At 73.5% G+C, this 26811-nt stretch carries 29 protein-coding genes; 12 read left to right on the top strand and 17 right to left on the bottom strand.

The window, feature by feature from the left end:
• Positions 1-28: 28 nt before the first annotated feature.
• The 3 genes from MY520_RS09585 to MY520_RS09595 all read left to right on the top strand — a co-directional run bounded on the left by MY520_RS09585 (position 29) and on the right by MY520_RS09595 (position 2721).
• Positions 29-1021 (top strand): patatin-like phospholipase family protein, encoded by a 993-nt coding sequence (locus MY520_RS09585; RefSeq protein ID WP_436691858.1) that lies wholly within the window; start codon positions 29-31, stop codon positions 1019-1021.
• A 291-nt stretch (positions 1022-1312) separates the two neighbouring features.
• Positions 1313-2134: a class I SAM-dependent methyltransferase gene (locus MY520_RS09590; protein ID WP_436691859.1), complete on the top strand. Its 822-nt coding sequence runs from the start codon at positions 1313-1315 to the stop codon at positions 2132-2134.
• A 53-nt stretch (positions 2135-2187) separates the two neighbouring features.
• Positions 2188-2721, top strand: coding sequence for a methyltransferase family protein (locus MY520_RS09595; protein WP_436691860.1), 534 nt, complete (start codon positions 2188-2190; stop codon positions 2719-2721).
• A gap of 101 nt (positions 2722-2822) precedes the next feature.
• Here the strand turns inward: MY520_RS09595 and MY520_RS09600 are convergent, their stop codons facing one another.
• Positions 2823-3569, bottom strand: a complete 747-nt coding sequence (locus tag MY520_RS09600; protein ID WP_436691861.1) for a hypothetical protein — start codon at positions 3567-3569, stop codon at positions 2823-2825.
• Between the two features lie 263 nt (positions 3570-3832).
• Here MY520_RS09600 and MY520_RS09605 point away from each other — a divergent pair, with 263 nt between their 5' ends.
• The 3 genes from MY520_RS09605 to MY520_RS09615 all read left to right on the top strand — a co-directional run bounded on the left by MY520_RS09605 (position 3833) and on the right by MY520_RS09615 (position 6163).
• Positions 3833-4282 carry an RICIN domain-containing protein gene (locus tag MY520_RS09605; RefSeq protein ID WP_436691862.1) on the top strand — a complete coding sequence of 150 codons (450 nt, stop codon included), beginning with the start codon at positions 3833-3835 and terminating at the stop codon, positions 4280-4282.
• 227 nt (positions 4283-4509) lie between these two features.
• Positions 4510-5445 carry a patatin-like phospholipase family protein gene (locus tag MY520_RS09610; protein ID WP_436691863.1) on the top strand — a complete coding sequence of 312 codons (936 nt, stop codon included), beginning with the start codon at positions 4510-4512 and terminating at the stop codon, positions 5443-5445.
• A gap of 178 nt (positions 5446-5623) precedes the next feature.
• Complete coding sequence (locus tag MY520_RS09615; protein WP_436691864.1) at positions 5624-6163, top strand: HU family DNA-binding protein; 540 nt, start codon at positions 5624-5626, stop codon at positions 6161-6163.
• Between the two features lie 255 nt (positions 6164-6418).
• On the opposite strand, the gene MY520_RS09620 is transcribed toward MY520_RS09615, so the two are convergent.
• Positions 6419-7306, bottom strand: a complete 888-nt coding sequence (locus tag MY520_RS09620) for a helix-turn-helix domain-containing protein (RefSeq protein WP_436691865.1) — start codon at positions 7304-7306, stop codon at positions 6419-6421.
• Between the two features lie 220 nt (positions 7307-7526).
• On the opposite strand from MY520_RS09620, the gene MY520_RS09625 reads away from it, so the two are divergent.
• From MY520_RS09625 to MY520_RS09635, 3 genes are all read left to right on the top strand, one after another.
• Positions 7527-8342 (top strand): alpha/beta fold hydrolase, encoded by an 816-nt coding sequence (locus tag MY520_RS09625; RefSeq protein ID WP_436691866.1) that lies wholly within the window; start codon positions 7527-7529, stop codon positions 8340-8342.
• Between the two features lie 70 nt (positions 8343-8412).
• Positions 8413-9912 (top strand): flavin-containing monooxygenase, encoded by a 1500-nt coding sequence (locus MY520_RS09630; protein ID WP_436691867.1) that lies wholly within the window; start codon positions 8413-8415, stop codon positions 9910-9912.
• A 470-nt stretch (positions 9913-10382) separates the two neighbouring features.
• Positions 10383-10628 (top strand): hypothetical protein, encoded by a 246-nt coding sequence (locus MY520_RS09635; protein ID WP_436691868.1) that lies wholly within the window; start codon positions 10383-10385, stop codon positions 10626-10628.
• 34 nt (positions 10629-10662) lie between these two features.
• On the opposite strand, the gene MY520_RS09640 is transcribed toward MY520_RS09635, so the two are convergent.
• The 4 genes from MY520_RS09640 to MY520_RS09655 all read right to left on the bottom strand — a co-directional run bounded on the left by MY520_RS09640 (position 10663) and on the right by MY520_RS09655 (position 13252).
• On the bottom strand, positions 10663-10905 hold the full coding sequence (locus MY520_RS09640) for a hypothetical protein (RefSeq protein WP_436691869.1): 243 nt from the start codon (positions 10903-10905) through the stop codon (positions 10663-10665).
• A gap of 182 nt (positions 10906-11087) precedes the next feature.
• Positions 11088-11363, bottom strand: coding sequence for an RGCVC family protein (locus MY520_RS09645; protein WP_436691870.1), 276 nt, complete (start codon positions 11361-11363; stop codon positions 11088-11090).
• Between the two features lie 96 nt (positions 11364-11459).
• Complete coding sequence (locus tag MY520_RS09650) at positions 11460-12011, bottom strand: GNAT family N-acetyltransferase (RefSeq protein ID WP_436691871.1); 552 nt, start codon at positions 12009-12011, stop codon at positions 11460-11462.
• A 434-nt stretch (positions 12012-12445) separates the two neighbouring features.
• Positions 12446-13252 (bottom strand): hypothetical protein, encoded by an 807-nt coding sequence (locus MY520_RS09655; RefSeq protein ID WP_436691872.1) that lies wholly within the window; start codon positions 13250-13252, stop codon positions 12446-12448.
• Between the two features lie 66 nt (positions 13253-13318).
• Here MY520_RS09655 and MY520_RS09660 point away from each other — a divergent pair, with 66 nt between their 5' ends.
• Together MY520_RS09660 and MY520_RS09665 are read left to right on the top strand one after the other, a co-directional pair.
• A complete protein-coding gene (locus MY520_RS09660) occupies positions 13319-13477 on the top strand; it encodes a hypothetical protein (protein WP_436691873.1) in 159 nt (52 codons plus the stop codon).
• Between the two features lie 324 nt (positions 13478-13801).
• Positions 13802-14740 carry a hypothetical protein gene (locus MY520_RS09665; RefSeq protein WP_436691874.1) on the top strand — a complete coding sequence of 313 codons (939 nt, stop codon included), beginning with the start codon at positions 13802-13804 and terminating at the stop codon, positions 14738-14740.
• Positions 14741-14812: 72 nt separating this feature from the next.
• Here the strand turns inward: MY520_RS09665 and MY520_RS09670 are convergent, their stop codons facing one another.
• Positions 14813-15016 carry a zinc-ribbon domain-containing protein gene (locus MY520_RS09670; RefSeq protein WP_436691875.1) on the bottom strand — a complete coding sequence of 68 codons (204 nt, stop codon included), beginning with the start codon at positions 15014-15016 and terminating at the stop codon, positions 14813-14815.
• A 236-nt stretch (positions 15017-15252) separates the two neighbouring features.
• On the opposite strand from MY520_RS09670, the gene MY520_RS09675 reads away from it, so the two are divergent.
• Complete coding sequence (locus MY520_RS09675) at positions 15253-17214, top strand: hypothetical protein (RefSeq protein ID WP_436691876.1); 1962 nt, start codon at positions 15253-15255, stop codon at positions 17212-17214.
• A 12-nt stretch (positions 17215-17226) separates the two neighbouring features.
• Here MY520_RS09675 and MY520_RS09680 read toward each other — a convergent pair whose 3' ends face one another.
• The 10 genes from MY520_RS09680 to MY520_RS09725 all read right to left on the bottom strand — a co-directional run bounded on the left by MY520_RS09680 (position 17227) and on the right by MY520_RS09725 (position 26748).
• Complete coding sequence (locus tag MY520_RS09680; RefSeq protein ID WP_436691877.1) at positions 17227-17901, bottom strand: response regulator; 675 nt, start codon at positions 17899-17901, stop codon at positions 17227-17229.
• Positions 17898-20339, bottom strand: a complete 2442-nt coding sequence (locus tag MY520_RS09685) for an ATP-binding protein (RefSeq protein WP_436691878.1) — start codon at positions 20337-20339, stop codon at positions 17898-17900. Before MY520_RS09685 ends, MY520_RS09680 begins: the two co-directional genes overlap by 4 nt.
• Positions 20340-20511: 172 nt before the next feature.
• Entirely contained in the window at positions 20512-21309 is a 798-nt protein-coding gene (locus MY520_RS09690) for a TetR/AcrR family transcriptional regulator (protein ID WP_436691879.1), read from the bottom strand.
• 31 nt (positions 21310-21340) lie between these two features.
• The gene (locus tag MY520_RS09695) at positions 21341-22522 is read right to left on the bottom strand and encodes a PP2C family protein-serine/threonine phosphatase (RefSeq protein ID WP_436691880.1); all 1182 of its coding nucleotides are present in this window, start codon (positions 22520-22522) and stop codon (positions 21341-21343) included.
• The gene (locus MY520_RS09700; RefSeq protein WP_436691881.1) at positions 22519-22941 is read right to left on the bottom strand and encodes an ATP-binding protein; all 423 of its coding nucleotides are present in this window, start codon (positions 22939-22941) and stop codon (positions 22519-22521) included. Before MY520_RS09700 ends, MY520_RS09695 begins: the two co-directional genes overlap by 4 nt.
• Positions 22942-22943: 2 nt before the next feature.
• Positions 22944-23267, bottom strand: coding sequence for an STAS domain-containing protein (locus MY520_RS09705; protein ID WP_436691882.1), 324 nt, complete (start codon positions 23265-23267; stop codon positions 22944-22946).
• On the bottom strand, positions 23264-24832 hold the full coding sequence (locus tag MY520_RS09710) for a PP2C family protein-serine/threonine phosphatase (protein WP_436691883.1): 1569 nt from the start codon (positions 24830-24832) through the stop codon (positions 23264-23266). The genes MY520_RS09705 and MY520_RS09710 overlap by 4 nt, the downstream gene beginning before the upstream one ends.
• 189 nt (positions 24833-25021) lie before the next feature.
• The gene (locus MY520_RS09715; protein WP_436691884.1) at positions 25022-25840 is read right to left on the bottom strand and encodes a DUF6544 family protein; all 819 of its coding nucleotides are present in this window, start codon (positions 25838-25840) and stop codon (positions 25022-25024) included.
• A gap of 61 nt (positions 25841-25901) precedes the next feature.
• Positions 25902-26465, bottom strand: a complete 564-nt coding sequence (locus MY520_RS09720; RefSeq protein WP_436691885.1) for a flavodoxin domain-containing protein — start codon at positions 26463-26465, stop codon at positions 25902-25904.
• Between the two features lie 91 nt (positions 26466-26556).
• Entirely contained in the window at positions 26557-26748 is a 192-nt protein-coding gene (locus MY520_RS09725) for a PLDc N-terminal domain-containing protein (protein ID WP_436691886.1), read from the bottom strand.
• Positions 26749-26811: the final 63 nt, after the last annotated feature.

The raw sequence follows: 26811 nt of genomic DNA on the forward strand, positions 1-26811 counted from the left end.
GCCAGGCAAGGCGCGAGAGGCGACTCCCATGAACACGACACCTCCTCCACCTCTGCACGTCACGTCGACGACGGCCTCCGACCGACCGAGGTCCGACCAGGTCGAGCCGCAGGTCGACGCCACGAGGCGGGCGCCCGCCGCGGGCGAGCGGGCGTTGGTCCTCGGTGGTGGCGGATCGACGGGCAACGCGTGGTTGATCGGCGTCATCAGCGGCCTGTTCGATGCCGGACTGGACGTCACCGAGGCCGATCTGGTCATCGGGACGTCGGCCGGGGCGACGGCCGCGGCCCAGATCACCAGCGCGACCCCGACCGAACTGCTGGACGCCGTCCTCGCCGCTGCGCCCCAGCGGAGGACCGGCCCGGGCGGACCCGACGGTGGACGCGCTTCCTCCGGTCCGGTGGCCGACCACCTGGAGAGGACGAGCCGGATCATCGCCGCCGCCGAGGATGCGGCCGACATGCGCCGGCGAATGGGTGCGGCGGCGCTCGAGGTGGATGCGGCGTCGGACGGCTCGGGGCACACGCGGTGGCGCACGACCGTCGCCGCCCGGCTGCCCGGTCAGCGCTGGCCGGAGCAGGCAGTGCACATCACGGTCGTCGATGCCCACACGGGTGAACCGGTCGTGTTCGACCGGCACAGCGGGGTCGACCTGGTGGACGCCGTTGCCGCCAGCACCGCCGGCGGCCCTCCCTACCGGATCGGTGACCACCTCTACATCGACGGCGGCTACCGATCCGTCGAGAACGCCGACCTGGCGGCCGGCTACGGGCGGGTGCTGGTGCTCTCACCACTGGGCGGCAGGTCGCGGCATCCGCGGGAGTGGGGCACCCACCTGGCAGCACAGGTCGAGCGACTGCGCGCAGGCGGGAGCAGGGTCGAGACGATCGTCCCGGACAGCACCGCCGAGCACCTGTTCGGCGCCAATGCGATGGATCCGTCGCTGCGGCCGCCCGCCGCTCGAGCCGGTCACGACCAAGGCAGAGCGCTCGCCGAGCAGCTCACCGGGTTCTGGCGCTGACGCCTGCCCTCAGCCGGCTCGGAGTCGCGCCCACCGGACGGTCCGACCTCGTGACATCAGGTCCGCGATGCGCTTGGGTTGTGGCCGGGAGGGAGCAGAGCAGAGGGGTCGCAGCCACCTGGGCCCAGGGTCGACCGACCGAGGTCCTCGGGACGCCTCCATCGAGAACCGTGCTCAGCGGCCCCGTGAGGATGGTGTGGGCGCACGCGCTGCCGGCCGCCCTCCGGCGCCGATGGTGACCGCTGACGTGGCCCGCACCGCCACGACCTCGAGCACGAGAGGACAGCACCCATGGCGACCACCCTGCCGGCCTTGACTCCCGTCGAGGACAGCTTGTTCCTGACGCTCTGCTGCAGGGCGCTCGACAACCGCTCGCCGCATCCCGTCCTGGGCGACGAGATCGCCGACGAGATCGTCCGCACGCTGGACTACGACTACGGGCGGTTGCACCTCAACACCGATCTCTGCCTCAACGTGGCCCTCCGTGCCAAGAAGATCGACGAGGTCGCGTCGCGGCTCATCGCCCGCCACCCGGATGCGGTCGGGCTCGACCTGGGCGCGGGGTTCGACACCCGGTCGGCCCGCATCACGCCGCCGCCCACGGTGGACTGGTACGACGTCGACCTGCCCGCGGTCGTGGCCGCCCGGGACGACGTCGTCCCGGATCGCGCGAGAGCGCACACCATCGGTGCGGACGTGACGGACCCGACCTGGCTGGACGCCCTCCCCACCGACCGGCCCGCCGTGATCACCGCCGACGGCCTGATGGGGTTCCTCGCCGAGGACGACCTGATCGCCCTGCTCAACCGGCTGGTCGACCACTTCCCGAGCGGAGAGATGGTCTTCAACGGCTACACGCGGTTCACGATCTGGGTGGCCCGGCACGCCCGCGGCACGAAGTCGGTCGCCGCCGAGGTGAAGTTCCCCGGCATGGACGACCCGAGGGAACCCGAGCGCTGGAACCCCGAGCTGACGCTGGTCCAGGAGATGCTCATCAGTCGGCAGCCCGAGATCGCCCAGTTCCCCCGGGTCCTGCGCACGTACTACCGGCTGCAGTCGCACAGCACGTGGTGGTCCCGGAAGGGGACGCTGATCCTGCACTACCGGTTCTAGGAGCCCTGCTGGGCGCGCCCTCGGGGGTCACGTCCAGCTGACCTGGGGGTGTCGTGAAGAGGACCTCGGCCGCACTCGGCAGCTCTGGCTGGCTGCTGGTGGCCCCCGGAACCGTCTGCGGTCTGGTGCCCTGGCTGATCACAGGATGGCGTCAGCCCGGCGATTCGGCGTCGTGGGTCGACGCCCTCGGCTGGCTCCTCGTCCTGGCCGGTGCGGCGGTGCTGGGACACGCGTTCGTCGCCTTCGCCTGGCACGGGCGGGGGACACCCGCACCATCGGCCCCCACCGAGCGGCTGGTCGTCGAGGGTGCCTACCGGCATGTGCGGAACCCGATGTACGTCGCGGTCCTGGGGATCGTGCTCGGGCAGGTCCTGCTCTTCGCGAGCTGGGGACTGTTCGCCTATCTCGTCGTCCTGGGCACCACGATGAACGCCTTCGTGCGCACCTACGAGGAACCCACCCTGCGCGAGGCCTACGGGCCCTCCTACGAGGAGTTCTGCGAGAACGTGCCTCGCTGGCTGCCGCGCCTGACTGCCTGGCAGGGAGCTGCGCGGCGCCCTGGTCACCGGATGCGCCGTCGTGTCTGACTCGTCCGCCGGCCTCCGGGTCCATCCGCCTTCGCTCCCCGCGCGTGATCAGGTAGGACAGTGCCGAGCGGCCGTTCAGCGGCGCCGCACCGGGCCGGCGCTCACCGGAGGACGGCGGTCGACCGGGCCAGTGACCGGCCGAGGCCGAGGAGCAGCACAGGCGCGAGGAGGGCCCCGGTCAGCAGCGAGGCGATGTCGTACACGGCTTCGGACCGGGTGAGCGCGGCGACCGTGCTGACCACCAGGCCCAGGGCGGTGGCGAGGGCGAGGAGTCGCAGCCGGCGGCCCAGGTGCACCGCGAGACCCGCCAGACCTGCGGCCAGCGTGAGGAAGGCTGCGTACTCGAGGTGGTCGGCGAGGTCGGTGATCGCCTCGGAGGTGCGCCCGACGGCGATGATGTCCGCCGGGGGTTCGGCGGTGAAGCCGGTGTCCCGCCACAGGCCCAGCTGGCTCACGTAGACGAGGTCGGCCAACGCCTTGAGCAGGGCACCGATCGAGATGACCAGCGCCCACGACTCCACGCCGGCCCGGCCGTCGCCACGCAACCGGACCCAGGCCCGGGCGAGCACGATCAGGGCGATGGCCGCGATCGGCCCGAGGACGTCTCTCAGCGCGATGTTCCACGCGATGTCGTGCTGGCGCTCGGCGAGCGCCACGAAGAACGCAGCCAGGTCCACGTCGCGGCCTGCGCCGGTCTCCCGGAACGGCGGGTTGCCGGGCAGGATCTCGACCGCGTCGACGAGGAACAACAGCGTCTGGGCGAAAACGCCCGCGGCGCTGACCGTGGCGGCGAGCAGGGCGGCGCGACCCCACTCCTGTCGGGACTGGCTGACACCGACCTCGTTCACCGCCATGAGCGTCCCTCCCTGACCCGTCTGCGCAGCCTCCGATCGGCGCACGGGGGCAGCGGGGCGTCACCTTTTCCCGGCTCCGGCCCGGCGGACAGGGCCTTTGTGCCCCGCCGACTCGAGGGGACGGGCGGCATGAGACCCGGTTGTGGAGAGTCGGTTCCAGGGGATCCGTTCTCGAGACGTGGAACCGCGTGGCCCACGAAGGAATGCGGAGTGACGTTCGCGGCCATCTCCACTATCTCGGAGCGATACTGTCCGGCATGGCGATCGCAAAGGTGTGGGGAATGGTCACCTCGCAGCACTCGGGCAGGATCTTCGACATCGCCGGGGGGCCGGCAGCGACAGGGCTCGGCGCTGTCCTGCAGCAGTGGCAGATCCTGCGCGACGCCTCCAACCAGCGCTTTCGCTTCGAGCAGCTGTCGGACGGCTCGTACCGCATAAGGGCAAGGCACAGCAACAAAGTCCTCGACGTCGCCGGTGGCTCACTGGACAACGGTGCGCAACTCATCCAGTGGGACTGGCACGGCGGACCCAACCAGCGATTCGACGTCACGGACCTCGGCGACGGCTTCCTCCGCATCGCCGCGCAGCACTCGGGAAAGGTCCTCGACGTGGCGGGCTTCTCCCGCGACAACGGCGGCCGCATCTGGCAGTGGGATTGGCACGGCGGCACGAACCAGCGCTGGCGCTTCGGGGTGCCGATCGACTGAGGTCCACCGCAGCACCACGTCGTGACCGGCTTCGGCGAGTCCAGTGCGGCGTCGTGAGCGATGCCGGCAGCAGGACGGCACCGCGCCTCTGATCGGCACGCATGGCGCCCTCCAGCCACTTGCCGGTTTCGCTGAGGTCGATCCGGTCCGCAGTCCCGCCAGGTCCGGTTGTGGGGCAGGCTGGGGGAGCGAGACAGGTCGGGTCTCGGGACTTGGGGGAGTCGTCGATGGCGGCTGTGGCGATCGCGTGCCAGGGCGGGGGCAGTCACTCGGCGTTCACCGCGGGTGCCCTGCACCAGGTGTTGAGCGGGAGCGGGCACCGGGTGGTGGCGCTGTCCGGGACCTCGGGTGGGGCGATCTGCGCCCTGCTCACCTGGTACGGGCTGCTGACCGGCGGGCCTCCCGAGGCCGGCCGCCTGCTGGAGCGCTTCTGGCAGGACAACACGGCCACCGGGCTGAGCGATCGGGTGACCAACCGCTGGCTGGTCGGCCTGGCCCGGCTGGAGGGACGGGTCACGCTGCCGGTCGTCAGCCCGTACGCCTATCCCGAACTGGCACGCAAGGCCCTGACCGAGCTGGTGACGCGTCATGTCGACTTCGACGAGGTCGCCCGGCTGCAGGAGTCCCCGCCCGACGACCAGCCGCTGCTGCTGGTCGGGGCGGTCGATGTCGCGACCGGCGACCATCGGGCGTTCTCCAGCCGGCGGGGAGAGATCACGGTGGACGCCGTGCTCGCCTCGGCCGCCGTGCCGCCGCTGTTCCGCGCCGTGCACCTGGAGGGCAGCTGGTACTGGGACGGCCTGTTCAGCCAGAACCCGCCGGTACGCGAACTGCCGGACGCCGGCCCGGAGGAGATCTGGGTGATCCGGGTCAATCCGCGCGCCCGGGCCACGGAGCCGACGACGATCGTCGACATCGCCGACCGCCGCAACGAGCTGGCCGGGAACCTCTCCCTGGAGCAGGAGCTGTACCTGCTTCGCAAGGTCAACGAGTGGGCGCCCCGCCTCGGCGGTGGCTACCGGCACATCGAGGTGCGCGAGATCGCCCTCGCCCTGGACCTCGATGTCGCCAGCAAGCTCGACCGCAGCCCGGCGATGATCCGGCAGTTGTTCCACCACGGGCAGCAGCAGGCGCGCCACTTCCTGGCCACGCTGCCCGGCTGACCGGGCTGGTGCACCGCCGAGTTCGCGCGCCGGGCTGCTGAGCGGGAGTCGAGGAGGCCCGTCCCCACGTCGGGACGGCGCCGGCCCTGTTGTGCCGGGGGCGTCTCGCGGTTTAGCTGAACCGGCTGTCCACACCCGGGCCGCTCCTCGTCCGCCCATGACTCAGCGGAGACCGCCGATGAACAAGTCCGACCTCGTCGCCCGGATGACCGAGCGGCTCGGCGGGGACCGCGCGGCGGCCGCTGCTGCCGTCAGCGGAGTCCTGGCCGAGATCGAGGGCAGCGTCGCCCGCGGGGAGAGGGTGTCGCTGAGTGGGTTCGGGACCTTCGAACGCCGCGAACGGGCGCCCCGGAGCGGCCGCAATCCGCGGACGGGGGAGGCGATCCAGGTCGGTCCCTCCGTGGTTCCCGTCTTCCGCGCCGGCAGCAGGTTCAGGACGCTGCTCACCCAAGCCGACGGCGCCGTGATGCCATCGGGACCCGCCGCCGTCGAGGACAGCGTTCCGAAGGCCACGGGCAGCAGGTCCCGGGCCGCCGCGTCGCCATCGTCCGGCGGAACGGCCGCGGTCGCTGCGGATGCAGCAGCGGACGGCAAGAAGGAGAAGAAGAAGGCCGCCAAGCAGGCGCGGGACCAGGCCGGCCAGAAGGGCGGCAAGAAGGCACGCACAGCGGGGAAGGGCAAGGCCGGGAAGAAGCAGGCGGCCAAGGGCACCCGCTGACCCACGATCCGGGTGCTGCCCTCGCGACGAGTCGGCCGAGCCGTCGAGCCGAGCGGCCGGCAGCGGACGGGGACCGACGCCACCGCGGCGCTGCAGGAGCCAGGCGGGGTGGGGCTGACGACCTACCTCTCCGGAAACGCCGGGAACGCGCCCGTCGTGCTGCGGATGGACGACCTCAGCGCGCGCCCGGTGGGCTGAGGGGCGCCCTGCAGCATCGGTCGGCGTGACCGCACCCGACGCGGCCGATCGTGACCTCTAGTGCTGACGGCTCCGGTACCGGCCGGGCGTGACGCCGACCCGCTTCTTGAACTCCCGGGTCAGGTGTGGCTGGTCGGCGAACCCGCAGCTGGCGGCGATGTCGGGGATGGGGGTCCCGGTGCGCTCCAGCAGCGTGCGGGCGCGTTCGACGCGCTGCTGGAGGACGAACGCGTGCGGCGTCGTGCCGATCGTCGCCCGGAACTTGCGGGCGAAGTGGAACCGGCTCAGGCGTGCGACGGCGGCGAGGTCGTCCAGGGAGACGGTCTCGGCGAGGTGGTCGTGGACGTAGTCACGGACCGCGCGGTCCTGCTCGAAGGTGAGCCCGTCGGAGCCGCCGCACTCCCGGAAGAGGACGTGCGCGTGCCGCCGCAGGATCTGGACGGCGAGCTGGCAGGACAGTGAGTCGACCATCAACCTGCTGCCGGCAGCGCCCTGGGCCGCCTCGTGGGCGATCTGCAGGATGGTGCGGTAGATCGCCGGGTCCTCGGCCTTGACGGTGTCGTGCAGCTCGACGTCGGCCACGTCGCGCTCGTACATCTGGCGGCAGGTCGCGGTGAGCTCGTCGTGCGTCAGGTAGACGTGCACGACCTCGATGTCGCGGGGCCACACCCAGTGGGACCCGACGGCGCGGGTGAGCAGCGAGACGTCGCCCGGGCCCAGCTCCTCGGCCGTCCAGGTCGTGTCGACGCGCCGGCGCATCGGGGTGACCCCGCGCCGGTAGGCGACGACGGTGTAGTCGCGCAGCGGCGGGACGACGACGTCCGACGGTCCGTAGCGGTACCCGCGGACCGACACGCCGTCCCAGCCGGCGTCCGGGTTGTGGACGGTGAGCCGGCCGGGCACCCACGCCGGCAGCTGATCCGGGGCTATCAACTGCTGCACCATGGTTGGCCTCCGGGTCCGCCCCCGCGTCGACACCGACGACTGCCCCGAGAGTAGGTCCGGTGACCTGCGTCACGACAGGGGCGCACGGCGATCCCCGACGGCAGGCGCATCCGCCGCCGACCGGCCTCCGCCGGCACGGGCCCGCCGGCCGCACGTTCCTTCAAACCGGCGCATCCGGAGGTTCAAGCCAGCACCGGGGGGCGCGGGGCATGGTCCCGGAATGCCGCTGCAACGAGTCCGTACCGGGGTCGGTCTGCACTACGAGGTCAGTGGGGAGGGCGATCCGGTCCTGCTGGTCATGGGGACGTCGGGGTCGATCGGCCTGTGGGCGGAGAAGGTCCCGCGCCTGGCCGAGCGGCACCGGGTCATCGCCTTCGACAACCGCGGACTCGGCGGGAGCGAACGCGGCGAGGGTCCCATCACCGCCGCGTCCATGGCCGAGGACGCCTGCGCCCTGCTGGAGGCCCTGGAGATCCCGGCGGCGCACGTCGTCGGCTGGTCGCTCGGCTCGGCGGTGGCCCAGGAGATGGCGCTCGCGCGCCCCGAGCAGGTCGCCTGCGCCGTCCTCTACGCGACGTGGGGCCGCTGCGACGGCTTCCAGCGCAGCATGTTCACCGCGCTGCGGCACCCGTACGCGACCCGGGACATGGAGGCCGCGCTGGCGGTCGCCGGGCTCGCCTTCTCCCCGCAGATCCTCGACCACCCGGAATTCCTGCAGCTCCTGGAGCCCATGGCGCCGTTCTTCCCGCAGAACGAGGAGCAGATGGGGGTCACCACGGAGCAGTGGGACGCCGACCTGGCGCACGACACGCTCGACCGGCTCGGGGCGATCAGCGCGCCGACCCTCGTCGTCGTCGGGGAGCAGGACCTGCTGACCCCACCCTGGCAGGCCAAGGCGGTCGCCGACCGGATCCCCGGCGCCCGTTACGAGCTGATCACCGGGCCCGGCTCGAGCCACTGCCTGCACCTGGAGCGGCCGGAGGACCTGGTCCGCGTCGTCACCGACTTCCTCGCCGAGCACCCCGTCACGGCCTGACAGCCGCTCCGGCGCCCACCGGCTCCGGGACCCGCCCCAGCAGAACGCGCACGCCACAGAAGGGGAAACCATGGACACCGAGGTCTACGAGGTCGCCATCCTGGGAGCCGGCCTGGCCGGGCTGGGCATGGGGATGAAGCTGAAGATGGCCGGCGAGGAGTCCTTCGTCATCCTGGAGAAGGAGGACCGCGTCGGCGGCACCTGGCGCGACAACAGCTACCCCGGCGCCAGCTGCGACGTCCAGTCGCACCTGTACTGGTTCTCCTTCGACGAACAGCCGGACTGGAGCAGGGTCTTCGCGTTCCAGCCCGAGATCCAGGCCAACATCGAGCGGCTCGTCGCCCGGCGCGGCCTCAACCACCACATCCGGCTGGGGGCCGAGATCACCGAGGCGGTGTGGCTGGAGGACGGCGGACACTGGCTGATCACGACGCTGTCCGGGGAGCAGGTGCGGGCGCGGGCCTTCGTGGCCGCCTGGGGCCAGCTCAACCGGCCCAGCTTCAAGGGCATCGAGGGCCGCGAGCACTTCGACGGCGACTCCTGGCACTCCGCCCGGTGGCGGCACGACGTCGACCTCACCGGCAAGCGGGTGGCGAGCATCGGCAACGGCGCGAGCGCCGTCCAGTTCATCCCCGAGGTGGCCGAGGTCGCCGGGCACCTGACCGTGTTCCAGCGGACGCCGAACTACTGCGTCCCGCGGCTGGACCGGCCCTACACCGAGGAGGAGCGGCGGCTGTTCCTGGACGAACCGACCCGGCTGCGGGAGAGCAGGGACGGCTTCTACTGGGAGCACGAGGGCTGGATCGGGGCCATGAAGCTGGAGGACAACCCGGTCGCCCAGGAGTTCACCCGGATCGCGCGGGAGCACCTGGAGTCCCAGGTCTCCGATCCCGAGCTGCGCGAGAAGCTGTGGCCGACCTACCCCATCGGCTGCAAGCGCCTGCTGATCGCCGACACCTTCTACCCGGCCCTCATGCGCGAGAACGTCGACCTGGTCACCGAGCGCATCGACGGCATCGAGTCCGCCGGGGTCCGGACCGCCGACGGCCGGCTGCACGAGATGGACGTGATCATCTACGCGACCGGGTTCGAGACGCTGTCCTTCATCGGGCACGTCGAGATCATCGGACGCTCCCCGAAGAGCTGGCCGCAGCGCCGCGGGGAGGGCGTCTCGCTGCGGGACGCCTGGCGCGAGTCGCCCGAGGCGTACCTCGGCATGACGGTGTCGGGGTTCCCCAACCTCTTCATCCTGTACGGGCCGAACACCAACCTCGGCCACAACTCGATCATCGCCATGCTCGAGTGCCAGTTCGACTACGTCCTCAAGGCCCTCGAGGCCGGCCGGCAGAAGGGCGCCGCGCTGGACCTGAAGCCCGAGGTGCTCGAGCACTACAACGCGCAGCTGCAGGACGAGCTCCGCGGCAGCTCCTTCGCCGGCAACTGCAACAGCTGGTACAAGACGCCGGACGGCCGCATCACCAACAACTGGTCCGGCAGCGTCGAGGACTACCGCAAGCGCACCGCCGACCTCGACCTCGCCGAGTACGAGCTGGTGCCGGCAGGCGCGTGAGCGGCAGCCGGGCGGCCGTCGACGGGGAGCGTCGTCCCCGTGGACGTCGTCCGCTGCGGGGCCGCCAGTGAGCCGGCACCCCGAGGAGTTGCTGCGCGTTGCGTGGTTGTCGCGGGGTGTGGTGGGTATTCCCGGCGCCGATCAGGGAGCCTCGAGGACTCATAGCGGCGGTCCGGCTCCTTCTCTCCGGCCTTCGAGCGCGGCGGCCAGGAAGAGGACCGCATGAGTGGCGGCGAGCGCGTCACCTGGGAGACCTGTCCGAGGTGCGGCCTGTCCGCATCTGCCCGCTGGCGCGACGGCACCCTGGTCGCCGTCGACTGCCCCGGCGGCTGCCGGCTGACCGCCGCGGACGTCGCCCGGCGCGGGGCGAGGGGGCTCCGGTTCCGGCCCCCGGTCGCGCCCGAGCCGACCGTGGGCGGGGCCGCGCGGGTGGCGGCCGGTCCGCCCCCGTCCCCGTCGGGGGCGGATCGGTGAGTGCCGCCGTGATCCGGTGCCCCGAGTGCGCCTCCCCGCGCGTCCACCACCTCTGGCGGGCCGACATGGCGCAGCTGGCCCTGATCGACCAGTGGAAGTGCCTCGACGCCACGTGTGGGCACCGCTGGGACACGACGGTCACCCATGCGCAGCTCCTGGACGCGGACGCGGCCGGCCCGGCCGAGGGTGACGAGGTGCCGGCAGACCGGCAGGACTCGGACGCGATGTCCGACTCGGGGTGAGTCCGGGGGCCGCGGGTGGCCCACGGTCGTCGGGTCAGGTCCACCCCGCGATGCGCTGGCACTCCGCACAGCGGGAGATGGCCCAGGCGTTGTGCCAGTCCATGTCGGCGATCGCGGTGACCAGGACGCCGCAGACCGACGAGGCGAGCCCGTCGACGACGGGCCGGGCGACCGCGTGGGCCAACGTCACCGCGCGGCGCAGGTCCCGGCCGTCCCGGAGCGGGTCGCGCTCGACCGACGCGACGTGGGTGCCGGTCACGTACAGGCTGGCCGTCATGCCCACAGCGTCGGCTCGTCGCATGACGCCGGTGCTACGGCTGCGCAGCGATCCTGCGATGGTCCGCGGGTCGCGGCGGGCGTGTCGCCCGAGCGTCCCTTGCCTGTGCAGTGCGATGGGCAACGGACCGCTCCCTGACGGAGCCACCGACGTCGACCGCCGCCGTGGGGGCCGGAGCGCGGTCAGGACCGGCAGACGCAACCCCTGGCGATCGCACCGGTGCCCGTCGCCGAGCAGAACCGCGCAGCGATCGCGTCATGGTCCGCACGCGGGTGTGGGCACACGTCGCACGCCTCGGTGGTCATGGCCTGCGCGGCGTCGTCGCGCAGCGATGCCTGCTCGCGGGCTCGGACGTCGGTAGAGGTCGTCATCGGGATCGTGGAGGAGGTCATGGCGGAAACGGCCTGACTCCACCGCAGCGCGGCGGGGTAGTGGTGAGTCGGTCCCGGCGCTGCCATGGGAGGCAGTGAACGAGGAGGGATCGGCAACCCCACGCTACGCGCGTGCCCGCCGGACACCGTGGCATCCCGCCGGGGCCTGCCCGTGTCCCGTGCTCACTGCGGCTCCCGCCACATCGGGTACACCGTGGGTCCGTTCGCGGGCAGGACCAGCTGCTCCAACTCGTGGAAGCCGTGGCGCCGGTACAACGCGCGGTTGCGGGGACTCGATGCCTCCAGATAGGCGGGCAGGCGCCGGCTGTCGCAGAGGTCGAGTACCGGGCGCATCACCGCGGCGCCGATCCCGGTGCCCTGCTTCTCCGGTTCCGTCCCCAGGTAGTAGAGGTACCAGTGGGGCTGCACGGGATGGTGTTCCTGCATCACGGACTGCGCCCGCGACGCGAGGCCGATCCTCCGGCCGAAGACACGCAGCGCCGCAGGCGTCTGCCGGAGCGTCTCCGTGGTGCTGGGCCGCCAGCCGCCCGGCGGGTACCAGATCGCGGCCCCGTCGCCGTCGGCCGACATCCAACTCCCTCCGAGGCGTTCGCTGCGGGGGAGCTCCAGGGCGAAGAACCGTGCCAGCCGTTCCTCCCGCCGACGCACGCCCGGGGGGAACAGGTAGGTGACGACGGGGTCGTCGGCGAAGGCTCCGGCCAGGACAGCTGCCACGCGCGCCCGGTCCGCGGCCGTGGCCGGTCGGGCCTGCGGTCGGGATGCGTTCATCGAGTCCGCCCTCTCTGTCTCGGCACGGCTCGGGGGGAGTCGGGCACGCCGGTCAGGGTCCTCCCGGCGGTTGTTCCTGGTCGCTCCGGGGGAGGGCCGCCGTCGGCCCGGGCGTGTCGGACGGGCGAGGTCGAGGACGAGCTCCCCGCCGAGGGAGCCGCCGTTGGTGTCGGCCTCCTTCGGCCGTGGTTGTGGCCGGTCTCACGGTGAGCCGGACGCTTACCGCCGTCGGCACGGGGCACCCAGACGTCGGTTGGGTCTTCGGGCCGGACCCCATCCAATGCCGGCTGGGCCGGCTCCAGCCCGTCCTCTACGGGGGCTGAACGGATCCCGGCCCTCGGGTGCCGAACCCACCGACGCCGCCCACCACATGACCGCCCCTATGAGAGGCCTGCTCCGCCATGGCGCAATCGAACAAGACCAAGTCCAGCGAGACCGAGACCGTTGCAGTTCCCGTCGACGTCACGGTCGAGGAGGGTGACCGCGGCGGAAAGGGCCCGACCGGCCCGGTCGGCCCCGCCGGTGAGATCGGTGACAAGGGTCCCCAGGGTCCGGCCGGCCCCGCCGGTGACCGAGGCGAGAAGGGCGCGCAGGGCCCCACCGGTCCGGTCGGTGAGCAGGGCGACAAGGGTCAGCAGGGCCCCAGCGGTCCGGTCGGCGAGCGAGGCGACAAGGGTGAGCAGGGCCCGACCGGTCCTGTGGGTCCGATGGGCGAGGGCGGTCTCCAGGGACCGGTCGGCGCGCGAGGCGACGAGGGCCCGCAGGGCGGCCAGGGGCCCGAGGGCGAGACCGGTCCGCAGGGCGAGCAGGGTCTGCCCGGCTCCACCGGTCGCCCCGGCGAGCAGGGCCAGGAGGGCCCGCAGGGCCTCCCCGGGCTGCGCGGCGAGACCGGCCCGCGGGGTGTGGCCGGCGAGCGAGGTGAGCACGGACCGCAGGGTGAGCACGGCCTGCGGGGCGCGCCGGGTCAGCGCGGTGTGATCGGCGAGACCGGCGAACAGGGCGAGAAGGGCTTGCCCGGTGCGCAGGGCGAGCAGGGCCAGCGCGGCGAGCAGGGCGCAGCGGGTGTCCGCGGCCTGCAGGGCCTGCAGGGCCTGCAGGGCGTGCAGGGCCCGGCCGGTCCCGCCGGTCCGGTCGGTCTCCCCGGCGTCCAGGGCTCGCAGGGCCCGTCCGGTCCGGCCTGGCTCCACCAGCCCAGCACCGCCGAGCTGGCGGCCAGGGTCAAGCAGGCGGCGTTCGATGTCACGCCGCGCACCGTGCTCGACCCTCGGGTGGGCGTTCACTACCTGGTGACGTTGGCCTCGCGGCTGGTCAAGTTGCAGGGCGGTCTGTTCCTGCGCGCCATCGTCGACACCGACGCCGCGGCGAACCGTCGGTCGACCGCCGACCTGTCCAACGTGCGCTCCATCGCCTGACCGACGCCGCATCGCTGAAGGGCGCCCCGCTTCGTCCGCTCCGGCGAAGTGGGGCGCCCTCCACCGTCGCGAGGCGGCTGGGTGCAGCACTGACTGCGTCAGGCCGGCGGGCGCAGGTGCACTCTGCGGCAACCGGTCACCGGCATCGACCTCAGCTGCGTCCCTGCGGCGACCCCGAGGAGGACCGGTCCTGCCTCTTGCCCGGGCCGCGGCCGAGGACGAGCCTGTACACGAGCGCCGGACCGAGCAGCGGGCCGTCGCCGGGTCGTTGCGGGGATCGGGTCGTCGAAGGCGGGCGCAGCGATGAGTCCACGAGAACCCGACGTGCGGGGCTCAGCGGCGCCTGAGGGGCGGGCTCCGGAGGACGAGGTCCGGGTCGGCTGCCGTCTGCTGCTGATCGCGTTCACCGGCCTCACGCTGCTCGCCGTACTCGGCTTGCTCGTCGGGGCGTCGAGGGCGCACGACGACTTCGCCTGGCGCATCTCCACGGAGCTCACGGCGGCCTTCCTCGGAGCCGCGTTCGCCGCGGGCTTCGTCCTCTCGCTGCTCTCCCTCCGGGAGCGGCGATGGAGCCGGATCCGGGTCCCCGTCCTCACGGTGACCGTGTACACCGTCCTCGCCCTCGTTGCGACGATCGTCCACAACCACGGCCTCCAGCTGTTCGCCGTCGGGGCCTCCGCGCGGTTCGCGGCCTGGTTCTGGCTCGTCGTCTACCTCGTCGTCCCCGGCGCCTGCCTCGCCGTCGTTCTCGGGCACGAGCTCCGCCGCGGCCCGGCCGAACCGGTCCACCGCCCCATGCCGGCCTGGCTGGTGGTGCTGCTCGCCGTGCAGGGCGCGACCATGGCCGGGGTCGGGGTGGTCCTCTACCTGGGCGGTGCGACGGTCCACCACACGCTCGACGACATGACGGGCTTCTGGCCGTGGGAGCTGGGGACGCTGAGCGGCCAGGTGGTCGGTTCGTGGTTGATGGCCTTCGGGGTCGCCGCCGCGCTGACCATCCGGGAGCGCGACCTGACCAGACTGGTCATCCCCGCGGTGGCCTACGCCGTCTTCGGGGTCCTGGAGCTGCTCGTGCTGCTCCGCTACCGGACCGAGGTGAGCGCCGACGACCCGTGGCTGTGGGTCTACGTGGCCGTCCTCCTCACCGTCGTCGGGAGCGGTGGCTACGGCTGGTGGGCCGGCCGGCGCCGGGCGGATGACCGGCTCGTGGTCCCCACGCGCCCCGGGCAGGCGACGGAGGACCGGAGCCCGGTCAGGCCCTGAGTCGGCGCGGCCGGTGCGCCTGCCGAGTTCCTGTGCCCGCGCCGGGACGGCCCGGACTCCGGACGACGGTGCTCAGATCCGCGCGGCCGTGCCGCAGATGCCGCAGACCTCGAGCTGACGGCGTCCCCACCGGGCGATGGGCACGAAGAACACCGTGAACTGCTTGAACTGGCGCACCCGCGACCACTGCGTGGTGTTGCCGCAGTGCGGGCAGGTGCGGACCTCCCCGGGGCCCAGGTCCTGCTGCTTGGTGCCGAAGCCGAAGAGGACGATCACGCCGCCACCCTAGGCAGCGGACCCCGCCGCCGTCCGACGCTCGTCAAACACGGCACGCGTGCCGACCGTGGACGGCGCACCCCCTGCACGTCAGCGGACACGCTCCCGCGCCCTGCGCGATCTTGACGGAATCCTTACGCCCGCGACCCGGTCGATCGACGTCCCGGGCCGTTCGCCGGCCGTACCGTCGGACCGACCCGAGTCCGGTGCCCACTCCGACGGGGACGGGAGTGAAGGTGGCCACCTCGACCGACACCCACGCCCCGGCGCAGACGACGTCGCCGTTGCGCGACTGGCTCCTGCAGGGCCGGCCGCGGAAGCGTCGGGGGATCCCCGGACCGCACGCCCACCCCGCGGCGACGCACACGACGCACCGGTGGTGGCAGGTCATGTGCCTCACCGGCGTCGACTACTTCTCCACCCTCGGCTACCAGCCCGGCATCGCCGCGCTCGCGGCCGGCCTGCTCTCGCCGATCGCCACCCTCGTGCTGGTCGCGCTGACCCTCTTCGGCGCCCTGCCGGTCTACCGGCGGGTGGCCGAGGAGAGTCCCCGCGGCGAGGGGTCGGTCGCGATGCTCGAGCGGCTGCTGCCGTCCTGGAAGGGCAAGCTCTTCGTCCTGGTGCTGCTCGGCTTCGCCGCCACCTCCTGGATCGTCACGATGACCCTGTCGGCCGCCGACGCGACGGCGCACATCGTGGAGAACCCGCACGTGCCGTCCTCCTGGCGCGGGCACGAGGTGGCGATCACCCTGGGGCTGCTCGCGTTGCTCGGGGCGGTGTTCCTCAAGGGGTTCACCGAGGCGATCGGGGTGGCCGTCGGCGTGGTCGCGGTCTACCTCGCGCTGAACCTCGTCGTGGCCGTCGCGGGTCTGTGGCAGGTGGCCACGGCACCGGTCCTGGTCACCGACTGGTGGAGCGCGCTGACCACCCAGCACGGCGGCCCGGCGACGATGGTGGCGGCCGCGCTGCTGGTGTTCCCCGCGCTGGCACTGGGCCTGTCCGGCTTCGAGACCGGGGTGGCGGTCATGCCGCACATCCAGGGCGAGCCGGGTGACACCGAGCAGCGCCCGCTCGGCCGGATCCGGGGCGCCCAGCGGCTGCTGACGACGGCGGCCGTGATCATGAGCATCTTCCTGGTCGTCAGCAGCCTGGTCACGACCCTGCTGATCCCGGAGGAGGAGTTCGCGCCGGGTGGGGAGGCCAACGGCCGCGCGCTGGCCTACGTCGCGCACGAACTCCTCGGCGACGGCTTCGGCACGGCCTACGACGGGATCACGATCGCCATCCTGTGGTTCGCCGGCGCATCGGCGATGGCCGGCATGCTGAACCTGATCCCGCGGTACCTGCCGCGCTACGGCATGGCGCCGGACTGGGCGCACGCGGTGCGCCCGCTGGTGCTGGTCCTGACGGCGGTGGCCTTCGTGGTGACCTGGGTCTTCGACGCCGACGTCGACGCGCAGGGCGGCGCCTACGCCACCGGTGTCCTGGCGCTGATCACCTCGGCCGCGGTCGCGGTCACCCTCGCCGCGCACCAGGCGGGCCAGCGGCGGCTGACCGTCGCGTTCGCCGGAATCGCCGCGATCTTCGTGTACACCACGGCGGTCAACGTCGTCGAGCGCCCCGACGGCGTGAAGATCGCCGCCTGCTTCATCGCCGCCATCGTCCTGGTCTCCCTCGTCTCCCGGCTGACCCGGTCCCTGGAACTGCGGGTGACGGAGGTCCGTCTGGACCCGCAGGCGGAGCTGTTCGTCCGCGACTGCTCGCGGCGCAAGATCCGCCTCGTGGCCAACGAGCCGGACGCTCTCGACGCGGCCGAGTACCTGGACAAGCTGCGGCAGATCCAGGCCGACAACGACCTGACCGACGACGACATCATCTTCGTCGAGGTCACGCTGACCGACCCCTCGGACTTCGCGACGGCGCTCGACGTCCGGGGCGAGGTCGTCCACGAGAGGTACCGGGTGCTGCGGATGCAGAGCTCCAGCGTCGCGAACGCGCTGGCGGCACTGCTGCTGCACGTCCGGGACGAGACGAAGCGCGTCCCGCACGTGTACTTCGAGTGGACGGAGGGCAACCCCCTCGTCAACCTGCTGCGGTTCGTCTTCACCGGCGCGGGGGAGGTCGCCCCGGTGACCCGAGAGGTGCTCCGGGAGGCCGAGCCGGATCGCGCGCGCCGTCCGCGGGTGCACGTCGGCTGACCGGAGGCCCGCTCAGGGACGGAAGCGGTAGCCCATCCCGGGCTCGGTGAGCAGGTGGCGGGGCCGCGTCGGGTCCGGTTCCAGCTTGCGGCGCAGCTGCCCCATGTAGACCCGCAGGTAGTGGGTCTCCTTCGCGTAGGCCGGTCCCCACACCGCCTGCAGCAGCTGCCGCTGGCTGACCAGCCGGCCCGGCGCGCGCGCGAGCTCGGACAGCAGGCCCCACTCGGTGGGGGTGAGCCGGACGACGGCGCCGTCCACGGTCACCTGCTTGGCGGACAGGTCGACGGTGAAGGCACCGGAACGCACCACCGAGGCCTCCGGCTCCGGAGCGCCGCGGCGCTGCAACGCCCGGAGCCGGGCCAGCAGCTCGCCCATGTCGAACGGCTTGGAGACGTAGTCGTCGGCACCGGCGTCCAGCGCGCCGACCTTGTCCCGGCTGTCGACCCGCGCCGACAGCACGAGCACCGGGCCGGTGAACCAGGGCCGCAGCCCCGCGAGGACCTCGGTGCCGTCCAGATCCGGCAGGCCCAGATCCAGGACGACGAGGTCGGGGTGGCGCGCGGCGACCTCACTCAGCGCCGCACGCCCGTCGGGGGCGGTGACCACCTCGTAGCCGGAGGCGCGGAGGGTGATCCGCAACGCCCGGGTCAGCTGCGGGTCGTCGTCGACGACCAGGACTCGGCTCACGGCGCAGCCACGGGTCCCGCCGGGGTCGGGACGGCGGCCGCCCGCAGGGCCACGACCATCGTCAGACCACCGCCCGGGGTGTCCTCTGCGGTCAGGGTGCCGTCCATCGCCTCGGTCAGGCCGCGCGCCACCGCCAGTCCGAGCCCGACGCCCTGCCCGGCGGGGGCGTCGCCCAGCCGCTGGAACGGCGCGAACACCCGGGCGCGGTCGGCCGGGGGGACGCCGGGTCCGCGGTCGACGACCCGGAGTTCGAGCCGGTCGTCCAGGGCGCCGGCGGTCACGGTGACCGGGCCGGTGGGGGCGTGACGCAGCGCGTTGCTGACGAGGTTGGCGACCACCCGCTCGAGGAGGCCGGGATCGGCCGGGACGGGTGGCAGGTCGTCCGGCCAGTCCCGCTCGATGCGCGCGAGGTCTCCTCCGTCCAGCCCGCGCAGTGCGTGGTCCACGACGGCCGGGACGTCGGAGGGGCTCAGCGCCGGACTGACCACGCCGGCCTGCAGGCGGCTCATGTCCAGCAGGTTGTCGATCAGGTCGGTGAGCCGGTCGGCCGACTCGTCGATCGTCGCCTCGAGCTCGGCCCGGTCGGCGTCGTCGAGGTCGAGGTCGTCGGAGCGCAGGGCCGACGCGGCGGCCTTGATCCCGGCCAGCGGGGTGCGCAGGTCGTGGCTGACGGCGGCGAGCAGGGCGGTGCGCATGCTGTTGCCGGCGGCCAGCCGGTCGGCCTCGGCGGCCTGGGCCGCCAGCCGGCCCTGCTGGAGTGCCACGGCGGCCTGCTCGGCGAAGGCGACCAGTACCCGCCGGTCGCTGGCGGGGAGACACCGGCCGGTCAGCCGGAGGACCAGGGAGTCGGTGACGGTCACGTCCTCGACCGAGTCGCCGGGAGCGCCGCCGCCGGTCTGGCCGCACGCGCCGACGACGCGGTCGCCGTCGGGAGTCCGCTCGACCATCTCCACCGTCGTGAGCCCGAACGCCTCGCGGATCTGCTCGAGCAGGCGGGGGAGCCCACGGTCGCCCGCCAGGACCGACCGCGACAGGGATGCCAGCATCGCCGTCTCGGCCTGGGAGCGCGCGGCGACGGTCGCCCGCCGCGCCGACCGGTCCACGACGGTGGCCACGGTGACCGCGACGATCAACCCGCCCACCAGGGCCACCACGTCGTCGGCCTGGTGCACGTCCAGCTGCCCGGTCGGAGCGACGAAGAACCAGTTCTCCGCCAGCCCGCCCAGCACCGCCGCGGCCACCGCCGGCCACAGCCCGCCGACCAGGGCGACGGCGAGGACGAGCAGCAGGAAGGCGAGCAGGACGACCGACAGCGACACGGCGGCACCGGCCGCGAGGCAGGCCACCGTCACCACGACCACGCCTGCCAGCGCAACGGTGAGGCCGAGCCAGCGGCGGCGGGGCGTGAGGGAGCCGGTCAGCGGCGGCAGCCGCCAACCCCGCGAGCCCGCCGCGGAGTGGGTGACGATGTGCACGTCGATGTCGCCGGAGTCGGCGATCACCTGGGCGCCGATGCCGCTGCGCAGCGCGCGGGCCCACCGGGAGCGACGGCTGGTGCCGAGCACCAGACGGGTGGCGTCCACGCTGCGGGCGAACTCCAGCAGCGCCGCGGGGACGTCGTCCCCGACGACCTGGTGGTTGCTGCCGCCCAGGCTCTCCACGAGCTCGCGCTGGGCGCGCAGCGCGGTGGGGGACGCGCCGGTGAGCCCGTCGGAGGCGAGCACGTGGACGGCGAGCAGGTCGCCGCCGGAGCGCTGGGCCACCCGGGCGGCGCGGCGGATCAGCGTCTCGCCCTCCGCGCCGCCGGTCAGCGCGACCACCACCCGCTCCCGCGTTCCCCGGACGTGGTCGACGTGGTGCTCGGCCCGGTACCGTCGCAGGCCCTCGCCGACCCGGTCCTCCGGCCGGAGCAGCGCCGGTTCGCGCTGCGCCTCGGGAGTCGTGACCACCAGCTCGATCCGGTCGGCCCCGCGGACCACGGCGTCGGGCACGGTCTCCCGGTGCTCGGTGCCGGCCATCTGCCGGACGAGGTCGCCGAGGCTCTCCAGGTGCTGGATGTCGACCGTGGACAGCACGTGGATGCCGGCGGCCAGGAGCTCGTCGACGTCCTGCCAGCGCGCGGGGTGCTCGGAGCCTGGGGCGTTCGTGTGCGCCAGCTCGTCGACCACGACGACCTCGGGTCGCCGCGCGAGCACTGCCTCGACGTCGAGTCCGGTCAGGGTGACGCCGCCGTGGGTGACCTCGCGGCGCGGCAGCACCTCGAGCCCCTCGAGCTGGGCGGCGGTGCGCCGCCGACCGTGCGTCTCCACCAGCCCGACGACGACGTCGCTACCGCGGGAGTGACGCCGGTGCGCCTCGTCGAGCATCGCGACGGTCTGCCCGGCGCCCGGAGCGGCGCCGAGGTAGATGCGCAGGGTTCCACGGGTCACGCCGTCCATGATCGACCGGATCCGGGGTCGACGAGCCGTCCCGCGCGTCAAGGACTCGTCAGGATCGGGGCGGAGGACCGGGACGGGACCCGAGGTCGATGGCGACCTCGGGCCCGCCCGGCGGGGTCAGCGGCGGCCGGTGCCGTCGGGCCCGTCGACCGGCCGCTGGGGGACCCGCACGTCAGCCGCGCCGGGCCTCCCGGCGCAGCCGGCCGAGGCGGTCCAGCAGGTTCTCCAGGGACTCCTCGAACTCCGCGGCGGACTCGTCCTGGCTCAGCAGCGGCTCCAGGCGGACCACGGAGGGGTACCGGCCGAGGTCGGTGTGGGGTGCGTCGGCGGGGTCGGTGTCGTCCCGCGAGCTGATGGGGACCCCGCGCTGGGAGATCTCCAGCAGCAGGTGGCCGAGCAGGAAGCTGGTGTAGGCCCGGTAGGCCGCCACCGCGGTCTCGTCCGAGAAGCCGCTGCCGGTCAGGGTCTCCAGGAAGGACTCCACCCAGCGCAGGCTGCGCAGCGGGGGACGCACCCACGGGGCGGCCGGCGGCCGGGTCGCCACGAGCGGGAAGACGGCGGGGTGCGCGAGGGCGATGCGGCGGACGCCGTGCGCCAGGCGCTGCAGGTAGTCCTGCCACCCGTGCGTGGCCTGCATGTGGACGTCGGGGTCGCCGTAGAGCTCGTCGACCACGCTCTCCACGACGCCGTCGAGCAGCTGCTCGCGACTGGGGACGTAGCGGTACAGCGCCATCGCCTCGACACCGAGCTGGGCGCCCAGCCGGCGCATCGTCAGCGCGTCGATGCCGTGCTCGTCGATGAACTCCACCGCAGCTCCCAGGATCCTGCGCCGGTCCAGTGACCCGCGAGGACTGCGACTGGTCGCGGCCGGGACCACCATGGCCGCGCCGCCGCGCGCCTCCGGGGCGTCCGGGTCCTCGGGCGCGCCGGCCATCGCGGTTCCCTCCCCGAGCAGACGTGGGACCGACATCATCGCTCCGGACCGCTGGGCCGCGCCGGTTCTACAGCTGGAGCTGCTGCTCCTCACCGGTCAGCCACTCCAGGACGACGATGCTCGCGTCGTCCTGCAGCTGGTCGGCCTGGTGCGCCAGCACCCGCCGCATCAGCCGCCGCACCGTCTCCGGGGCCGGGTCACCCGCGGCGAGGGCAGAGCTGATGAAATCGGCCAGCCGCTGCTCGCCGAAGAACTCCCCGGTCGGAGAGCGGGCCTCGGTGATCCCGTCGGTGTAGAGCAGCAGCCGGTCGCCCGGCTCCAGCCGGATCTCGCCGGCGGCCGGCTTGGCGTCCTGCAGTCCCAGCGGCCGGGAGGGTGGGCACCGTGGCAGGGCCACCAGGGCGGTGCCGCGCAGGATCAGCGGGTCGGGGTGGCCGGCGTTGATCCACTGCAGCCGGCCGGTGGCCAGGTCCAGGCGGGCGATGACCGCGGTGGCGAACTGGCTGCCGGGGAACTGCCCGGCGATCGCGGCGTTGATCTCCACCGCGATGTCGGGCAGACCGAGCAGGTTGCGGCGGGCGTGCCGGTAGGCGCTGATGGCGACGCTGGCCAGCAGCGCCGCCGGCAGCCCGTGCCCGACGGAGTCGATGACCAGCAGGTCGGCGATGTCGCCGTTGACCGCGTAGTCGAAGCTGTCCCCGCCGACGTCGTAGGCCGGCTCCAGGCCGCCGGTGATGACCACGCGCTCGGTGCCGAAGGTCAGCGGCGGGAGCAGCTCCCACTGCATCTCCGCGGCCAGGCTCAGGGTCTTGCGGCGCCGCAGCCGCGCGAAGACGTCGCTGTAGGCGTCGTTGATCACCACCAGCTCGGCGACCAGGCTGATGAAGGCCCGGATCCGCGCCTCGAACACCTCGTCAGGAGCCTCGTCGAGGGTCACCTCGACCACGCCGAGGCGCTCGACGCCGTTGAGCAGCGGCACCCACAGCCGCACCCCGCCGTCGGCGGCGCCGGTCACCGGCTCGACCCGGCGGAACGCCCGGCCGGCCATCGTCCCCTCGATGAGCAGCTCCTGCCGCTCGGGCACCCCGTCACCGGGCAGCGGCAGCAGGGTGACCTGCTCGTAGTCGGCCAGGTACAACACCGTCTCCGCGATCCCCATCGCGCGGCCGTGGGCGGCGACGGTCGCGGCCAGGTTGGCCGGGGAGAGCAGGTGCGCCGCCCGCAACAGCGAGCTCAGGGGGTCGGTCACCGATCAGGCCGGGATCGCGACGGCACGGGTACCGGTTCCGGACGTCGTCGGGGGACGGTCAGCTCGAACCACACGGTCTTGGCGCCGGTGGCCCGGCTGCGGCGGGCGCCCCACCGGTCGGCGAAGGCCGCGACCACCTGCAGCCCGCGGCGGTGCGCGTCGGTCACCGTCAAGGAGCGCAGGACCGGCTGCTCCCGTCCGGTGTCGGTCACGCCGACCCGTAGCCGGCCGTCGGCGTGCTCGACGGCGACGACGATCTCGGGGCCGTCGGCGTGGCGGACGGCGTTGCCGGCCAGCTCGGAGACGAGCAGCGCCGCCGTCTGACCGACGTGGTCGGGCAGGTCGGCGACGAGGTCGGAGACGAACCGCCGGGCGTCGGGCACCGAGACGGCCAGTGCCGGGAAGCTGCGCCTGGCCATGCTCAGGCCTCCTCGCGCAGGCCGAGCCGGGCGGCGAGGCCGAGGACCTCCACCACCCGCCGGACCACGGAGGTCGCGTGGACGATCTCGACGGGGGAGAAGTGGTCGGCGATGCGCAGCAACACCGCCACACCGGAGGAGTCGGCGAAGGTCAGCTCGGTCGCGTCGATGCGCAGGGGCTGGGCGTCCCGGCGCAGCAGGTCGTCGAGGTCCGGGCCGATGTCGGCCGCACCGGCGAGGTCCAGCTCGCCGCCCAGGCGGACCAGCAGCGGCGCGCCGTCGGCGGACTCCACCACGTCCAGCCGGGCCCGGGGCCCGTCGGTCATGTCGTCCATCGCATGCCCAGCAGCACGGTGTCGTCCCTCCCACCGTCGACGGCGAGCGCCCGCATCAGGGCGTCGAGGGCCTGTGGCAGCGGCCGCCCGTCGACGGCTCCGGCGCTGGCCGCGCGCAGCCGGTCCAGGCCCGCGTCGATGACCTCGTCGCGGCGCTCGACCAGGCCGTCGGTGAACGCCAGCAGCGTGCCGGCGCGCGGTATCCGGAACTCGGAGACCGGCAGCGGGGTCGATCCGCTCACGCCGATCGGCGGGGCGACGGGCACCTCCAGCAACAGGGCGCGACCGTCGGTGAGCAGCACGGGCGGGAAGTGGCCGGCGGAGACCACGGTCAGCCGACCGGCGCTCGCGTCCAGCTCGCCGAGCAGCACGGTGGCGAACTGGCGGTCGGCCGCCACGTCGAGCAGCCGGCGCAGCTTGGCCAGCACGACGTCGATGTCGTCGCCCTGGGTGAGGTAGGCGCGCGCCGCGAAGCGCAGCTCGGCCATCGTGGTGGCCGCCGGGAGGCCGCGGCCGGAGATGTCGCCGACGACGAACACGCAGCGCCCGGTCCCGCGGGGGAGGACGTCGTACCAGTCACCGCCGACCTCCAGCTCGTCGACGCCGGCGACGTAGCGGGCGGCGACCTCCATGCCGTCGATCGTGGGGACCTCGGGCAGCAGTGCGTGCTGCAGGGTCGCTGCGATGCTCCGCTGCTGCCGGTAGAGCCGGTCGTTGTCCGCCGCCAGCCGCTCGGCCTCGGCCCGCCGCCGGGACATGGTGGCCGCGGCCGCGGCTGCGGCCACGGCGAGGAGGAGTCCGACTCCGACCACGATCCAGGGCAGCGCCGAGGACAGATCACCGGTCAGGCTGGTCGGGGACGCGCCGACGACGGTGATGGAGGTGTTGCCGAACGGCACCGTGGTGCGGGCGGTGTACCCGCCGATCGGAACCGGGCCGGTGGAGTACAGGAGCTGATCGGTGGCCGTGCTCCGGCCCAGGTAGACCGCGAAGTCCAGACCGCCGAACGCCTCGCCGGGCGGTACCTGGACGCGCCGGTCGGGCGGGAGCAGCGACTCGGCGTAGACGACCAGCCCGGCGTCGCCGACCGGGCGCAGCGCGTAGCCCAGCCGGGCCGGCTCGCCGGGCAGGATGCCGGTGACCGCCAGCGTGCCGTCCTCGGGCACGCCGGCGAGGAACGCGGCGAACTCCTCGCCGTCGGGGCCGACGGGGTCCGGCCCCTGCAACGCCACCTGCTCGGCCTGCCCGCCGTCGCCGATCCGCCACAACGACAGCGACATGCCGTTGGCACCGGAGATCCGGGCGGCGGCGAACCGCTGGAAGGCGCCGGGATTCGCGTTGGTGGCGGTGGCGACCTGCCCGGCGTCGGCCAACTGCGTGGTGAGCACGGCGATCTGCGTGGTCAGCACCGTGCCGGCCTGGGCGACCTGCCGCTGCAGGGAGTCGGCCTCGGCGCGGGCGTTCACCTGCCCCGCGAGCACCGCCAGCACCGCCGCGACCGCGAGGATGACGACGGCGACGACGGCGGCGACGCGGCGGGGCGTGCTGCGGATCATGACCCGCGAACCGTACCGCCCGGGGATCCCCACGCCCGGTCACCGGCTCGGCCCGAAGCGGCGGGATGCGGAGATCCAGCTGCGGGGGACTCGGTGCGGGAACCGGTCGTGGCCCACCGGTCGCGGCGGGCGTGGCGGGTCCGCAGGCCGAGTGCACCGGCACCAGCGGTCAGCACCGGAGCAGGGGACTCACCGTCCCGGGGGGACGTCCAGCCGGAGGTCGACCAGGGTCATCTCGCCGTAGCGGAACTCGCCGTCGGGCAGGTGCCAGACGGCCGCTCCGCCGGTCATCCGGGGGAGTCCGTCGACGACGGTCCACCCCTGCACGGGCGTGCTCCAGGGCGCGCGGGTGAGCCCGCCGGGCAGGTCGGCCCAGCGGTCCTCGGTGCGGACGTCCCTCGGGCGGCCGTCGGCGTCCAGGAACACCTCAGCGCCCACCGTGTGCCCGGCGTCGGCCAGGGAGACGCGAAAGCCGTCGTCGCCGGCCGCCTCCCAGGTGGTGCGGGTGCCGAGGAGCATGCCCGGTGCCAGCAGCAGCGCATCGTCGAGCCAGGTCGTCAGCTCGCCGATGTCGAACTCGGGTCCGGAACCGTCGGCGACGGTCACCAGGTCCAGGACCTTGCCGCGCATCCGACCGGAACCGCCGCGGTAGGTGTCCCAGCCCCACATCGGGACGACCCTCCCCATCACCAGCCGTATCCGGTACAGGCGGGCGACCTCGACGGCGGAGTTGTACTGCCATGCGTCGCACGGCATCCAGGCCTGATCAGGCCCGCGGCGGAACCGGCCGGCGAAGTGCGCCCGCAGCGACCAGGTCCGTGGACGCCCGACGACGCCCATCGCCCGCAGGTAGCGGACGGCCGCCGGTGGCAGCCCGTCGAGGTCGGCCTCGGTCACCGCGTCGACGGACACCGGGCCGGTCGGGAGCCCGGCGGCGACCACTCGGCGGACGAAGGCCCGCGGCGGGCGGGCGCCGGCGGTGGCCCGCTCGGAGGTGGACGTGGACATCGGCGACCTCGCTCGTCGGTGGTCGTGGCGGGGGCTGGGTTCCGAGCGTTCGAGCCTCGGGTCACCGTGCGGTCGGAGGGTCGGCCGGTGACCCGCTCCGGTCGCGGCTCAGCTCGCCGAGCGCGGCTGCGATGTCGTCGGTCCAGGAGTCGATCGCCGGCCAGTCCCGATGGTCGCCAGGGCTGCCACCGAGCGCGCGCCAGAAGAGCTTGCCCCACAGCGGGAGGCCCTCCATGGCGACGATCCCGGCGAAGACCCGGTGCTCCCGGGGACGCAGACCGGCGGGGAAGGCCGTCTCGATCTTCCGGACCTCCATCCCGACGACGACCCGGCTGATCGGGCCGCGGGGTGCCGCGCCGGCCACGCTGAAGCACCAGAACGGCCGGTCGGCGAGGACTGCCCGCCCGCTGCGGAGGAAGTCCGACGCGGCCGGCAGCCAGGCCTGGTCGTGGACCGCGCTGCCGATCACGAAGGCGTCGAACCCGGTCGGGTCCACGTCCGGCCCGAGCGGGTGGACGGCGACATCGGCGACGTCGGCCAGGCCGACGGCGATCCGTTCGGCGATGCCCTGGGTGGACCCGGCCGCGGTGGCGTGACCGACCAGCACCCGCACGTTCCTCGCCATGCGTCCACGCTGTCCGCTGGGCAGCTGGAGGGGGAGGGACGGACGGCACCATCGGGGAGTGACGGACGTCGTCCGGTCGGCGTGCCGCAGTTCAGCGCCTGCGACCCCAGCGGAAGTACGTCAGGGGGCCGATCCAGTTGACGGCGATGACCGCAGCCCAGACGGCCTTGCGGCCGTTCACCTCCGACGCGCTCCGCCGGGCCAGATCGGTCCAGGCGGTGGCGGCCAGGGACAACTGGACGGACCCCAGCGTCAGCAGGAGCGCACGCTGACGCCCGCTCATGTCCGCCCACCGGCGCGGGAACCTCGGCGTGCGCCGACTCATGGCTGCCCCCTGGCCGCGTCG

This window comes from Geodermatophilus sp. CPCC 205506, from assembly GCF_051383635.1.
GTDB lineage: Bacteria > Actinomycetota > Actinomycetes > Mycobacteriales > Geodermatophilaceae > Geodermatophilus.